Here is a 13,880-nt window from a genome sequence, read left to right as displayed (position 1 = left end):
GGTTTTGCGTCCGGACTTGCGTAAAAAAGCTCTTGCCGAGGAGACATCATGAGCGCAACGGAAACGACGCGGTTTTCCGATCTTTCGACGAGCCCGATCCGGCCCCTGAGCCAGACGGAGGTCAAGTCGGTGCTCTCCGATCTCAAGGATTGGGGCAGGGACCACGCCGCCATCGCCAAGCTCCTCGGTGAGGATGGGCCGCTCAAGGACTTCATCGTCGCGGCCTTTTCCGTCTCGCCCTATCTGCGCGACACCGCGCGCATCGACCCCGGCCTGCTCGTCCGCGCGCTCGAAGAGCCGATCCTGCCCGCCATCGACGCCGCGATCGCGCGTGCGCGAAACGCCTGGCGGCCAGCCGGCGAGGTGACGGAGGCCGTGCTGATGACCCGGCTGCGCGTCGCCAAGCGCGAGGTCGCCTTCCTCACCGCGCTCGCCGACCTCGCCCGCATTTTCGACGCGCGCCGGACGACGGCGTTGCTGACCGACCTTGCGACCGCCGCGACCTCCGCCGCGATCGACCATCTCCTGTTCTCGGCGCATGACAGCGGCAAGCTGAAGCTGCCCGATCCCGCGCATCCGAGCGACAGATCGGGCCTCATCGTGCTCGGCATGGGCAAGCTCGGCGCCTGCGAACTCAACTATTCCTCCGATATCGACCTCGTCATCTTCTTCGATCCGATGGCGCAGATCGCGGTCGACGCGAATGAGGCCGTCGAGACCTTTTCTCGCTTGGTGCGCCGGCTGATCCGCATCATGCAGGAGCGCACGGGCGACGGTTACGTCTTCCGCACCGATCTGCGCCTCCGGCCCGATCCGGGTGCCACGCCGCTCGCCATCTCGGTCGATTCAGCCATGCTCTATTACGAGAGCCGGGGGCAGAACTGGGAGCGTGCCGCCTTCATCAAGGCGCGGCCGATCGCCGGCGACATCGAGGCCGGCGAGGCTTTCCTGAAGGACCTCGTACCCTTCGTCTTCCGCAAATATCTCGATTATGCGGCGATCGCCGACATCCATTCGATCAAGCGACAGATCCATGTGCACAAGGGCCATGGCGAGATCGCGGTGAAGGGCCACAACGTCAAGCTCGGCCGCGGCGGTATCCGCGAGATCGAGTTTTTCGTGCAGACCCAGCAGCTGATCGCCGGCGGCCGCGTGCCCGCATTGCGGCTGCGCGCCACCGAGCCGATGCTTTCGGAACTGGCCAAGGCCAACTGGATCGACGAGACGACGGCCGGGGAACTGACCGAAGCCTACTGGTTCCTGCGCGATGTCGAGCACCGCATCCAGATGGTGCGCGACGAGCAGACGCATCTTCTGCCGGAAACCGAGGCCGAGCTGAAGCGCATCGCCTTCATGCTGGGCTTCGAGGACACGGCCGGCTTTTCCGCCAAACTCGTTTCGGTGCTGAAGACCGTCGAGCGGCGTTATGCGGCGCTGTTCGAGCAGGAGGCGAAGCTCTCGTCGGAGACCGGCAATCTCGTCTTCACCGGCCAGAAGGACGATCCCGATACGCTGGAAACGCTGAAGCGTCTCGGCTTCGAGCGCCCCGCCGACATTTCCCATACCATCCGCACCTGGCATTACGGCCGCTACCGCGCCACGCAATCCGTCGAGGCGCGCGAGCGGCTGACGGAGCTGACGCCGCAACTGCTCAGCGTCTTCGGCGAGAGCAAGCGGGCGGACGAGGCGCTGCTGCGCTTCGACAGTTTCATCTCCGGCCTGCCGGCGGGCATCCAGCTCTTCTCGCTGCTCGGCAACAATCCGGCGCTGCTCTCCCTTATCGTCAACATCATGTCGTCGGCACCGCGGCTTGCCGAGGTGATCGCCGCCAAACCGCATGTCTTCGACGGCATGCTCGATCCGAGCCTGCTCGCCGAACTGCCGACGCGCGCCTACCTTTCCGAGCGCATCGATGGCTTCGTCTCCGGCGCCCGGCACTATGAGGAAATCCTCGACCGTTTGCGCATCATCGCCGCCGAACAGCGCTTCCTGATCGGCATCCGGCTCCTCACCGGTGCCATCACCGGCAAGCAGGCCGCCCGCGCCTTGACCCATGTGGCGGACCTCATCGTCGCGGCGGCGCTGAAGGCGGTGCTGGAGGAGATCGAGGCGGCGCATGGCAAATTCCCCGGCGGGCGCGTGGCGCTGGTCGGCATGGGCAAGCTCGGCAGTTTCGAGCTGACCGCCGGCTCCGACATCGACCTGATCCTGCTCTACGACCACGATGGCGACGCCTTCGAATCGGACGGCGCCAAGCCGCTCGACAACATCAAATATTTCACCCGCATCACGCAGCGGCTGATCGCGGCGCTCTCCGCCCCGACCGCCGAAGGCGTGCTCTACGAGGTCGACATGCGGCTGCGCCCGTCGGGCAACAAGGGCCCGGTGGCGACCCGCATCACCTCCTTCGCCAAATACCAGATGGAGGAGGCGTGGACCTGGGAGCACATGGCGCTGACCCGCGCCCGCGTGCTTTCGGGCGACGAGAGCCTTGCGGCAGAGGCGCAGGCGATTTTCGCCTCCGTGCTGGGACGCAAGCGCGAGGTCGGCAAGATCGCCAAGGACGTCGCCGAGATGCGCACGCTCATCGACCAGGAGAAGCCGCCGAAGGACATCTGGGACCTGAAGCTCATTGCCGGCGGGCTGATCGACATCGAGTTCATCGCCCAGTTCCTGGCCCTCGTGGCGCCGGCGAAGGGCGCGGCCCAGCCGGCAGAGGTGCTGCCGACGGCCGATGCGCTGGCCCTACTCGGCGCCGAAATGATGGATCCGAACGACCTCGACACGGTGCAGACGGCGCTGACGCTCTATACGGAGATCTCGCAGATCGTGCGCCTCTGCGTCGACGGCGGCTTCGATCCCAAAGAGGCCCCCGCCGGTCTCATCGACCTCGTCTGCCGCGCCGGCGACTGCCCGGACCTGCGCACGCTGGAAGCCGAAATCCGCCGGCTGTCCAAGGCGGTGCGCAAGATCTTCCAGGCGACGGTCAAGGGGTGACTGCCGTGTAATGCCCTGCCGCACCCCCCTCTGCCCTGCCGGGCATCTCCCCCTCAAGGGGGGAGATCGGCAAGACGCGAAAACCCCGCTCCATCAGCAACGTTAGAAATGGGCGAAACGTCGCCCCATCCAATCTCCCCCCTTGAGGGGGAGATGTCCGGCAGGGCAGAGGGGGGTAAAATCCCTATCCCCTCAAGCCGCCTCGAGATGCAGGGCCGCGAGGCGTTCCCGGTCGGGGATGCGCACGGAGATGATCGTGCCCTTGCCTTCGAGCGAGTGGATGCGCATGGCGCCGCCGTGCAGGTGGGCGAGGGAGCGGGAGATGGCGAGGCCGAGGCCGGAGCCGCCCTTGCTCTTGGCATACTGGCTCTGCACCTGCTCGAAGGGCTGGCCGATCTTCTGGAGCGCGGATTTCGGGATGCCGATGCCGGTATCGGCAATCGTCAGCGTGATCGCGCCGTCGACGCGGCGCGCCCGCACTTCCACCTCGCCGCCGGCATTGGTGAATTTCATGGCGTTCGACAGCAGGTTCAGCAGGATCTGCTTCATGGCGCGGCGATCGGCGACCGTCAGCAGGCTGTCCGGATAGGTCTGGCGCACCTCGATCTGCTTCTTTTCCGCCTGCAACATGGTGAGCCGCAGCGTCTCCTCGATCAAAGGCGCCAGGTCGATCGTCTCGCAGCTGACGCGCATGTGGCCGGCCTCGATCTTCGACATGTCGAGGATATCGCTGATGACGTTCAGGAGGTGTTTGCCGCTCTCGTGGATGTCGCGGGAATATTCGCGGTACTTGTCCGAGCCGATCGGGCCGAACATCTGGTTTTGCAGGATTTCGGAAAAGCCCAGGATGGCGTTGAGCGGCGTGCGCAGCTCATGCGACATGTTGGCCAAAAATTCCGATTTGGCGCGGTTCGCCGCCTCGGCACGGTCCTTTTCCACCTGGTAATTGGCGTTGGCGAGCGAAAGCTCCGCCTTCTGCCGCTCCAGTTTGGCGCGCGACGCCGAGAGGTCGCCGATGGTCGCCATCAGCCGGCGCTCGGATTCGCGCAGCCGCACCTGATGGCGCTTCATCATGGTGATGTCGGTGCCGACGGAGACGAGGCCGCCGTCGCGGGTGCGCCGCTCGTTGATCTGCAGCCAGCGCTCGTCGGCAAGCTGCACTTCGCTGGTCTGCGACGCGCCGGTGCCGTCCGCATCGGCGATGCGCCGCTCGATGACCGGGCGGGCGGCGGCGGCATGCACGGCCGCGCGCTCCGTGCCTGGCACCAGCACGTCGTCGGGAAGGCCGTAGGCCTGCTGGTAATGCGCGTTGCACATGACGAGTCGATCGGCCTTGTCCCACAGCACGAAAGCTTCCGACGTGCATTCGATGGCGTCGGCAAGCCGCTGGTCGGCTTCCTGGTAGCGCTGGGCGAGGCGGTGCTGTTCGGTCACGTCCATGGCGATGCCGATCATGTGCATGCGGCCCGATGCCATGCGGATGAGCTGGGCGCGGGCGCGCAGCCACACATAGTGCCCCTCGGCATGGCGCATGCGGAACACCTGGTCGACCTGCTTGGCCTCGCCGCGCGCGACGGCGCGTGCAACCTGGTAGATGCCGTCGTCGTCGGGATGCATCAGGCGCGCCGCATCGCCGAAGGACAGCACGCTGTCGCGTGCCGGCATGCCGAGCATCTCGTACATCGAGCGCGACCAGAACAGCCGCCGGCTGGTGAGGTCGAAATCCCACAGGCCGCAGCGGCCGCGGGCAAGCGCCGTCTCGACGCGCAGGTTGGATTCCGCGAAGATCGCATCCGCATCGCGCGCGCGCTTCGCCTGGATGTAATAGGCGTAGAGAATGACGAGCAGGATCGCCGAAATGCCGGAAAACAGCGTGACGTTCAGCGCCACCTCGTCGCGCCAGAACACCGCGAGCTTGCCGAGCGGATTGGCGACGATGATGAAGCCGCCCTTCTTGGGCATCTGCACGAGCGAGGCATAATATTCCTCGCCGTCGATGCGGGCGCGGAAGACGCCGGCCGGCTCGCCGAAATATTGGCTCGCCGCAAGTTCGGGCGAGAAGCGCGCGAGCGACTGGCCGACATAACGCGCCGCCGCAAGAGATGCGCCGAAGACATGGCCCTTCTCCTCGACGAACAGCACCAGCCCGCCGGGCTGCATGCGGTCCTGCGGCAGGTTGAGCGACAGCGCCGCCTCGACCGCCATGCGGTCGGATTTCGCGAGGCTGTCGGCCATCCGGCCGGAGAAGACGGCGCCGACGGCCAGCGCCGTCAGCGAGGTCGTGTCGCGTACGCTCGTGTCCATCCGGTCGTGCTCGACCAGGATGCCGACCATGCGTGAAATGGCCACCACGAACAGGAAGGCGATGATCAGGATCGGTATCGACCGCTTCAGCACGGGCTCGGCCCGTGTCAGATGCCGTGCGGCAGGTCCGGCGAAAATCTTCGCCTGTCCCGTCAGTTCATCTTCCCAGGCCGCCATTCCCGGAAATTTGAGACGAGTCCACCCGCCGGCTGCGCGTCCTCGTTGCGCGTCCGCCATAGTCTTAAACCTTGTACCTTTTCCTGATTCGGCGCGCCGCTCGCCCGAATCTACCCTAATGAATCAATTGTGATTCCGCTTGTCCAGTGGAAAAGGTAACGATGTCTTAACCAATTCTTATGGTTGGGAAATTGCAGTTGCGGGATCGTCCGCGCATGTCTGGCCGCGTTCGCTGCGGCGCGGACCGTTCTCCATTTCGCGCCATCCTTCCAGCAGCTGATGGCGCCGGCGCGGATACCGCGTGTCCAAAAGTGCGATCTCCTGCATGCGGTCGGTCCGAAAATGCCGGTAGTCGTCCCGCGTCTCGCACCAGGCGACCAGCATGCGCGTGTCCTCGAAATAGCCGAGCGCAATGGGCCATATGACGCGTTCGGACAGGTTGCCCGCGCCATCCGCATAAGCCAGTCTGAGCTTGCGCTCGCGGCGCATCGCCGCGCGGATGAGGGCAAGGTCGACAACCTCGCTGTCGACCACCTTGCGCGGACCGACGAGCAGCGCGGTGTTCTCCAGCTCGTCGCGCAGGTCCGCCGGCAGCACCGTGGAAATCTTGGCCAGCGCGTCGGACGCGGCTTTGGTCACCGGTGCGTCGGCGAATTTCTGCACCCAGCGGAAGCCGAGGATGAGCGCCTCCAGTTCGCCTTGCGAGAACATCAGCGGCGGCAGCATGAAGCCCGGCCGAAGCACATATCCCAGGCCCGGCTCGCCCGCGATGTCGGCGCCCTGCGCCTGGAGGGACGCGATGTCGCGGTAGAGCGTGCGGATGCTCACGCCGGTTTCCTGCGCCAGCACTGCCCCGCTGACGGGGCGGCGATGGCGCCTGAGGACCTGGAGGAGCGTGAGCAATCTTTCTGAACGGGCCATGGCGACATACTGCCACTTTCTGACAGTGGCGTCGCCTAGGATCCTTTCGTCAACAGAACGAAAGGACATGTCCCATGATCTCTCCCGGCCTTCTCATCCTCTATGTCGAGGATCCAGCTCGCAGCAGCCATTTCTACCGGAAGCTTCTCGACCGAACCCCGGTCTTCGTATCGCCGGGCTATGTCGGCTTCGATTTCGGAAACGGCCTTGGTCTCGGCCTCTGGTCGACGACATCGACGGAGTTCGTTTCCGGCGGCACGGGCAACCGGTCGGAAATCGCCATCGTCCTGGACGGTGACAATGCGATCGACGCGATCCACGACAAGTGGAAGGCGGAGGGCGTCGAAATCGAGCAATCGCCCTTCGATGCCGTCTTCGGCCGTACCTTCGTGGCGCGCGATCCGGACGGGCACCGCATTCGCATCTGCCCGCCGGACAAATAAGGCCGATCAGCCCTTCAGCATGCGCTCCACGATGTCCGACACGTCGGAGGAGAGCCTTTCGCCCGCGGCGATGCTGCGCAGCGCGTTGCGGGCGTGGTCGGAGCGCACTTCCTCCAGCGCGCGCCAGGAGCGCATGGAGGTGAGGATGCGGGCGGCGAGCTGCGGGTTCTTCGGATCGATTTCCAGGATCTGCCCGGCAAGGAACCGGTAGCCGGCGCCGTCCGCCCGGTTGAAGCCGGTCGGGTTGGAGAAGGCGAAGGTGCCGACGAGCGCACGCATGCGGTTCGGGTTCGTCTTGTTGAAAAGCGGGTTCTCCATCAATGCCTTGACGCGCTCCAGCGCGCCGGCGCCCGGAATGGTCGACTGGATGGAGAACCATTTGTCGATGACCAGAGCATTGTCGGCAAAGCGCGCGCGGAAGGTTTCCAGCGCCGTCGCCGTCTCCGGCGCATCCGGGAATCGGTGGGCGAGCACGGTGAGTGCGGCGCTGAGGTCCGTCATGTTGTCGGCGGCCGCGAAAGCCTCCACGGCGCGCCCCGGCGTGCCGTCGGAAACGGCGAGGTAGGCGAGGGCCGCATTGCGCAACGCCCGGTGCCCGGCCCCCTCCGCATCCGGCGTGAACGCGCCTTCGATGCGGTGGCGCTCGAAGAGGGCGGCGAAGACGGCCGGATCGCGGTTCGCCACGAAGGCGAGCACGGCCTCGCGGCCGGCGCGGATGGCGTCGGGATCGTTGTTGCTGCCGAGCTCGCGCGCGATGTCGGATTCGGACGGCAGCGCCAGCGCCTGCGCCCGGAAGGCGGGCTCCAGCGTCTCGTCGCCGGCAATGGCGATCAGCGTGTCGGCGAGAACCGGGTTCGTCTCGACCTTTTCGCCGGCCCGCGCCTTGCGCGCCGCCTCGACGAGGTTCGGAAGGGCCAGATCGTTCAGCGCCTGCCAGCGGGCGAAGAGATCGCTGTCGTAGCGAGCAATATGAGCAAGATCGGCCGGCGCCTGCTCGAAATGCAGGTTGATCGGCGCGGAAAAACTGCGGTTGAGCGATAGGACCGGACGCGAGGCGATGCCGGAAAAGGTCACCGTCTGGCGGCGTTCCCTGAGATGCAGCACGTCGCCGGTGACCTCGGCTCCGCCGGTGGCGCCGGGCGTTGCCTCGGAGCCGTCGGCGGAGATCAGGCCGAAGCGCAGCGGAATGTGCATCGGCTCCTTGGTGCTCTGGCCCGGCGTCGGCGGGATCATCTGTTCCAGCGACAGCGTGAATTCGCCCTTGCCCTGGTCATAGCTCGACGAGACGCTGACGAGCGGCGTGCCGGCCTGGTGATACCAGAGCGAGAATTGCGTGAGGTCGACGCCATTGGCCTCCTCGAAGCACTTGACGAAATCCTCGATCGTCGCGGCATCGCCGTCATGACGCTCGAAATAGAGGTCCATGCCCTTCTTGAAGCCGTCCCTGCCGACGATGGTCGCGATCATGCGCGTCACCTCGGAGCCTTTTTCATAGACGGTCGTCGTATAGAAGTTGTTGATTTCGCGGTATTTCGTCGGGCGTACCGGGTGGGCGAGGGGGCCGGAATCCTCGGGAAATTGCTCGGACTTCAGGTGCCGTACCTCGGCGATGCGCTTGACCGCGCGCGAGCGCTGGTCGGCGGAGAATTCGTGGTCGCGGTAGACCGTCAGGCCTTCCTTCAGGCAGAGCTGGAACCAGTCGCGGCAGGTGACGCGGTTGCCGGTCCAGTTGTGGAAATATTCGTGCGCGATGATCGCCTCGATATTCGCATAGTCCTGGTCGGTCGCGATTTCCGGGTCGGCGAGCACGTATTTGTCGTTGAAGACGTTGAGCCCCTTGTTCTCCATGGCGCCCATGTTGAAGTCGGAGACGGCGACGATCATGAAGATGTCGAGGTCGTATTCGCAGCCGAAAACGTCCTCGTCCCACTTCATCGAGCGCTTCAGCGCATCCATCGCATAGGCCGCGCGCGGCTCCTTGCCATGCTCGACGTAGATTTTCAGCGTGACCTCGCGGCCGGACATCGTGGTGAACGTGTCTTCCACGACGCCGAGATCGCCGGCGACCAGTGCGAAGAGGTACGAGGGCTTGGGATGCGGATCGAACCAGGCGGCAAAATGCTTGCCTTCGCCATAACCCGCGCCGCCCAGGAAATTGCCGTTGGACAAGAGCAGCGGGCAGCTCGCCTTGTCGGCGATGATGTTGACCGTATAGACGGCCAGCACGTCCGGCCGGTCGGGGAAATAGGTGATGCGGCGGAAACCTTCCGCCTCGCACTGCGTGCAGTAGACGCCGTTCGTGCGATAGAGGCCCATCAGCTGGGTGTTGGCCTCCGGGTTGATCATCGTCGTGATCGTGATCTCGAAGGGCTCCGTCGCCGGCAGGTCGCGGATCGTCAGGCTGTCCGGCGTCGCGTCGTAGCGCGCGGCATCCAGCTCCATCTGGTCGAACAGCAGGCCGGTCATGACGAGCTCGTCGCCGTCGAGAACCAGCGGGGCCGCAAGATCGGCGCCTTCGCGGCGGTGGAAGATCAGCCGCGCCTCGACCTTGGTCTCCGTCGGATCCAGTTCGAAGGTCAAATCGACGCGCTCGAGAACAAAGTCGGTCTGGCGATAATCTGCCAGATGAATGATCCGGCCGTTCTCTGTCCGCATGAATATGTCCTGCATTTTTGCCGTCCGGCCCGTAACGTTCTGTGCAACGCCACGGGCTACAAGGACGGTCTGCCCCCAGTTCCCTGGATAGATATGCTTATTCGCTTAACATCTCATTTCCAGCCGACCCCCATTCACAATTTTGTGCCTTGTTGGCACAGAAGGTCCGGCTGGCGCCTGATCGCCAGGTTCCGATCAAAATTATCCGCAACGCATCACCAGAATTGATCCCATCCGGCGGACAATCCCGCTAGACTTGCAATCCTCTGTATCGGTTCTCCGGTCTCTCTCAACGCCTGATGCCACGGCCAGCCGGCCGTGACGAGTTTCCCATGGACATGCCATACCCAAACCCCATGCGGGGCATTTTCCTCAAGGTTACCTCCGTGGTGATCTTTCTCTGCATGTCCACGCTCATCAAGGCGGCCGGCAAGGATCTTCCGGCCGGGCAGATCACCTTCCTGCGCTCCGCCTTCGCCATGGTGCCGATCATCGTCTTCCTTGCGGCACAGGGCCAGTTGCGCGGCGCGTTTCGCACCAACGACATTTTCGGCCATTTCAAGCGCGGCATGATCGGCATCCTCTCCATGGGCTTCGGCTTCTACGGCCTGGTGCACCTGCCGCTGCCGGAATCGATCGCGCTCGGTTATGCGCTGCCGCTCGTCACCGTGATCATCGCCGCCGTCTTCCTCAAGGAGAAGGTCGGCATCTATCGCTGGTCGGCCGTGCTGGTGGGGCTGGTGGGTGTGGCGATCATCAGCTGGCCGCGCCTGACGCTGTTTCGCGATGGCGGCTTCGGCTCGTCGGAGGCGATGGGCGCGCTCGCCATGCTGGCCTTCGCCGTGCTCGGTTCCATTGCCATGGTGCTGGTGCGCAAGCTCGTGCAGACCGAGCGCACGCCGACCATCGTGCTCTATTTCTCGCTGTTCGCCTCGATCTTCTCGCTCGGCACGCTGCCGTTCGGCTGGGCCGAGCTGAGCTGGCAGGCATTGGGCCTGATGGCGCTTGCCGGCTTCTGCGGCGGCGTCGCGCAGATCTTGCTGACGCAGAGCTATCGTTATGCCGATGTCTCCACCATCGCGCCGTTCGAATATACCTCGATCGTGCTCGGCCTGATCATCGGCTATTTCCTGTTCGGCGACGTGCCGACCGGCGCCATGCTGACCGGCACCGCCATCGTCGTCGTCGCCGGCATCTTCGTCATCCTGCGCGAGCACCAGCTCGACCTGAAACGCCGCGCGGCGCTCAAGCACCAGACCCCTCAGGGCTGACGCCAGTCCGGCGTCGTGGTGTCCTCCAGCCGCTCCTCCGTCACCGCATCCGGCTGGAGCGCGCCGGCGGCGGCATCCGCACCCAGCGGCTGCGCGGTCATCGCCTGGAAATCCGTCTTGGCGACAAGGCCGTCATTCGCCTCGCGCCGGCTGATGCGCCAGGCGGCATAGGCGGCGTAGAGCAGGAAATACACCGCCAGCACGGCGAACAGCGAGCCCGGCCCGAAACGGTCCATGATCGGGCCGACCATCAGCGGCCCGGAAATCGTGCCGATCCCGTAGACGATCATCATGCCGGACGAGACCTCGACATATTCGTCCGGCTGCGCGCGGTCGTTCGCGTGCGCGACGTTGAGCGCATAGATCGGGAAGATGACCGAGCCGACGAAGGCCGCGACGACATAGAGCAGCACCGGCGACCCGCCGGCGACGAGCGCCATGGCAAGGCAGGACAGCGTGCCGACGAGGCCGCAGGCGACCATGACGAGGCGGCGGTCCATGCGGTCCGAGGCGCGGCCGATCGGAATCTGCGCGATGGCGCTGCCGAGCAGCACGCAGGCGAGCAACGTCGCTCCTTCCGCTGTCGAAAGGCCGATGCGCTGGGTGAACACGCCGCCGAGGTTCAGCCAGGCGCCGGAGAGCGCGCCGGCGAGGAAGGCACCGATCACGGCAACCGGCGAGCGCCGGTAGAGTTTTGCCACATCGAACCGCGCCTGCGTCGGCGGTGCGGGCAGCGGCGAGGAGGTGAGCGCCGTCGGCAGCAGCGCCACGGAGAAGATGATGCCGCAGAGAATGAAGAGCGAGGTGTTGGACGGGTCGCCCAGCGGCACGAGATATTGCCCGCCGATCGTGCCGACCATGGTGGTGATCAGGTAGACGGAAAAGATCGAGCCGCGGTTCTCATTGGTCACCCGCTCGTTCAGCCAGCTTTCGATGATGAGATAGCTGCCGGAAATGGCAAAACCCGACATGGCGCGAAACAGCATCCAGGCGCGCCAGTCGACCACGAGCGCGCAGAGCAGGATGCCGATGGCGAGCAGCGTGATCAGCGCCACGAAGACGCGCACATGGCCGACGAGCAGCACGAATTTCGGCGTGACGATGCAGGACAGCGTGAACCCGATCGTATAGCCGGTGGCGATCATCGAGATCGTCTGCGTCGACCAGCCCTCGGCGACCGCGCGCACCGGCACGACATAACTTTGCAACCCGAAGGCCACCATCATCAGCAGGGTGGACAGCATCAGGCTGAGAATGGAGACGAGGCTCGCCAGCATAGGGGCTCCGCAAGAATAGCGTTCAATGTGCGAGTGTCGCTCTATTGCGGACGCGTTGCGCTGTCCACTGCGACAGCGGCTGACGTAAAAAACAGGAAGATTGTCGGGAGGGGTCAGGAGGGGGAGCGAATTCCCGGCACGGTTGTGCTAAGGGGAATTGTCGAGGCGAAAGCCCCGACGCAATGAAAGGAGGTGAGACGTTTGAAATTCCGGCTTACGGTTGTCGTCAGGGTGTTCGGTTGGCGCCTGACACTGACGATGACTCGCTAAGAAAAGGGGATCGGCCTTCGGGCCGGTCTCCACCGGAGACAAAGGCGTCTCACCTCCTCACGAAAACAACTTTAGCACGACGCGCGCCGGTTTCAAAGCCACGGCCGGCCGTCAATTGGGCAGGAAGGCCTTGAGAGGGTCGCGGCGCTGCGCCGCATCGCGCGGCAGCGAGGCCAGCACGGAATATTCCCGGGCGGCATTCACGGCGGCGCGGATGTCGGCAATGTCGGACATCAACTTGCGAAAGGCGGCCATGGTTTGCTCCTGGGTTCGGGTTGCATCGGGCGGCGCCGTCTGGCGCAGCACCCGCGTGTCAGCGCTGGATGAAGTCGGAGAAGAGCTGAACGGGGCGGTTGATGCGGGCGAAGCCGGTGGCCGTGAGCTGCTCGTTGGCCGGGGCAGCGATGCCGCCGAAACCATGGACGGTGCGAAGGCCGGAGTGGCGGAGCGTCTCGAAGCTCGAATGGATGGGCCGAAAACGGGCGGCGGTCATGGGTCTATTCCTTAAATCCTGTCCTCCCGTGCTCTCATATTGCGCCGCAACATTAATTTTGCAATGCGACATTCTGCCCGGCAGATATGTGCAATTCGCATGGCTGCTGAAACAATTTGTTCATGTCTGAGGCAGATTTGCGCCTGTTATGGGACGGCGCCCAAATGCCCATCGCCAAGTCATTGAAAAGATTGACGAGGGATTATCGGCTAGGCTTTGAGCCCTGCACGAAAAGCGAGCAGGTCCTGCCAGGCGAGGCGCTTGCTGATGGGCGCCGTCGCAAGATCCTGCGGATGCAACGTTGCAAAAGCCGGGATATTTCGGCCGGAAATCGTGATCTCCCGCCATTCGCCGCGCAACTGGTGGATCGTATCGTTGGAGCGGAACAGGAATCGCGCGGCAAAATTGCCGAGAACGAGCAGGTGATTCGGCTCGGCGAGCGCGATCTGCCGCTCGATGAAGGGGCGGCAGATATCCGCCTCGCGCTGCGACGGCGGCCGGTTGCCGGGCGGCCGCCAGGGCACGACATTGGTGATGAGCAGGTCGGCGCGGGCGAGCCCGATGCCGGCAAGCATGCGGTCGAGCATCGCGCCCTGCCGGCCGGAAAAGGGCTGGCCGTCGCGGTCGTCCTCGGCATTCGGCATGGCGCCGATCACCATGACGGCGGGTTTGGCCTTGCCCTCGGCAAAGACGAGGCAGCGGGCGCTGGTCTTGAGGTTGCAGCCGTTGAAGGCCTCCATCGCCGTGCGCAGCTCGTCGAGGGACCGGGCGCCGCCCGCGGCAAGCTCCGCTTCCGCCACTGCCTGGCTGTCCGGGATAGCGACATTCGTCAGGGGGGCGGGGGCCGCGGGACGCGGCTGTTCCTGCCGTGCGGACGCCTGCCGGGCCGGCGCTTGCGGCACGGGCGCCGCCTCGCGCTGCGGGGCAATGCCGCGCGCCGCGCGCATCGCCTCGAATTCGGCGATACGATCGACCGCCTCTTCTTCCAGCAGCCATTCCACGCCCGCATCGGCATAGAAATGCAGGAGCGATCGCAGCTGGTCGGGATTGAGATCTCGCGCGGTGTTCATGC

Annotated in this window: 10 protein-coding genes; 3 read left to right on the top strand and 7 right to left on the bottom strand. The window is 64.9% G+C overall.

The window, feature by feature from the left end:
- Positions 1-48 precede the first annotated feature (48 nt).
- Entirely contained in the window at positions 49-2,997 is a 2,949-nt protein-coding gene (locus VGN93_RS29995) for a bifunctional [glutamine synthetase] adenylyltransferase/[glutamine synthetase]-adenylyl-L-tyrosine phosphorylase (protein ID WP_327510511.1), read from the top strand.
- 192 nt (positions 2,998-3,189) lie between these two features.
- On the opposite strand, the gene VGN93_RS29990 is transcribed toward VGN93_RS29995, so the two are convergent.
- Both VGN93_RS29990 and VGN93_RS29985 read right to left on the bottom strand, forming a co-directional pair.
- Positions 3,190-5,538: a PAS domain-containing sensor histidine kinase gene (locus VGN93_RS29990; protein ID WP_327510510.1), complete on the bottom strand. Its 2,349-nt coding sequence runs from the start codon at positions 5,536-5,538 to the stop codon at positions 3,190-3,192.
- 117 nt (positions 5,539-5,655) lie between these two features.
- Complete coding sequence (locus VGN93_RS29985; RefSeq protein WP_327510509.1) at positions 5,656-6,399, bottom strand: YafY family protein; 744 nt, start codon at positions 6,397-6,399, stop codon at positions 5,656-5,658.
- A gap of 74 nt (positions 6,400-6,473) precedes the next feature.
- On the opposite strand from VGN93_RS29985, the gene VGN93_RS29980 reads away from it, so the two are divergent.
- The gene (locus VGN93_RS29980; protein ID WP_327510508.1) at positions 6,474-6,842 is read left to right on the top strand and encodes a VOC family protein; all 369 of its coding nucleotides are present in this window, start codon (positions 6,474-6,476) and stop codon (positions 6,840-6,842) included.
- Positions 6,843-6,848: 6 nt separating this feature from the next.
- Here the strand turns inward: VGN93_RS29980 and pepN are convergent, their stop codons facing one another.
- Complete coding sequence (pepN, locus tag VGN93_RS29975) at positions 6,849-9,497, bottom strand: aminopeptidase N (RefSeq protein WP_327510507.1); 2,649 nt, start codon at positions 9,495-9,497, stop codon at positions 6,849-6,851.
- Positions 9,498-9,829: 332 nt separating this feature from the next.
- Between pepN and VGN93_RS29970 the strand changes: the two genes are divergently transcribed.
- Entirely contained in the window at positions 9,830-10,768 is a 939-nt protein-coding gene (locus tag VGN93_RS29970; RefSeq protein ID WP_327510506.1) for a DMT family transporter, read from the top strand.
- Here VGN93_RS29970 and VGN93_RS29965 read toward each other — a convergent pair.
- From VGN93_RS29965 to VGN93_RS29950, 4 genes are all read right to left on the bottom strand, one after another.
- Complete coding sequence (locus tag VGN93_RS29965; protein WP_327510505.1) at positions 10,759-12,045, bottom strand: MFS transporter; 1,287 nt, start codon at positions 12,043-12,045, stop codon at positions 10,759-10,761. The two genes, VGN93_RS29970 and VGN93_RS29965, sit on opposite strands and share 10 nt — an antisense overlap.
- A gap of 381 nt (positions 12,046-12,426) precedes the next feature.
- On the bottom strand, positions 12,427-12,570 hold the full coding sequence (locus VGN93_RS29960; RefSeq protein WP_256120874.1) for a hypothetical protein: 144 nt from the start codon (positions 12,568-12,570) through the stop codon (positions 12,427-12,429).
- 58 nt (positions 12,571-12,628) lie between these two features.
- Positions 12,629-12,808 carry a hypothetical protein gene (locus tag VGN93_RS29955; RefSeq protein WP_319311127.1) on the bottom strand — a complete coding sequence of 60 codons (180 nt, stop codon included), beginning with the start codon at positions 12,806-12,808 and terminating at the stop codon, positions 12,629-12,631.
- Positions 12,809-13,017: 209 nt separating this feature from the next.
- Positions 13,018-13,878, bottom strand: a complete 861-nt coding sequence (locus VGN93_RS29950) for a uracil-DNA glycosylase (RefSeq protein ID WP_327510504.1) — start codon at positions 13,876-13,878, stop codon at positions 13,018-13,020.
- Positions 13,879-13,880 lie beyond the last annotated feature (2 nt).

The organism is Shinella sp. (assembly GCF_035998705.1).
Classification (GTDB): Bacteria; Pseudomonadota; Alphaproteobacteria; order Rhizobiales; family Rhizobiaceae; genus Shinella.
This window is presented reverse-complemented; position numbering and strand designations above follow the sequence as displayed.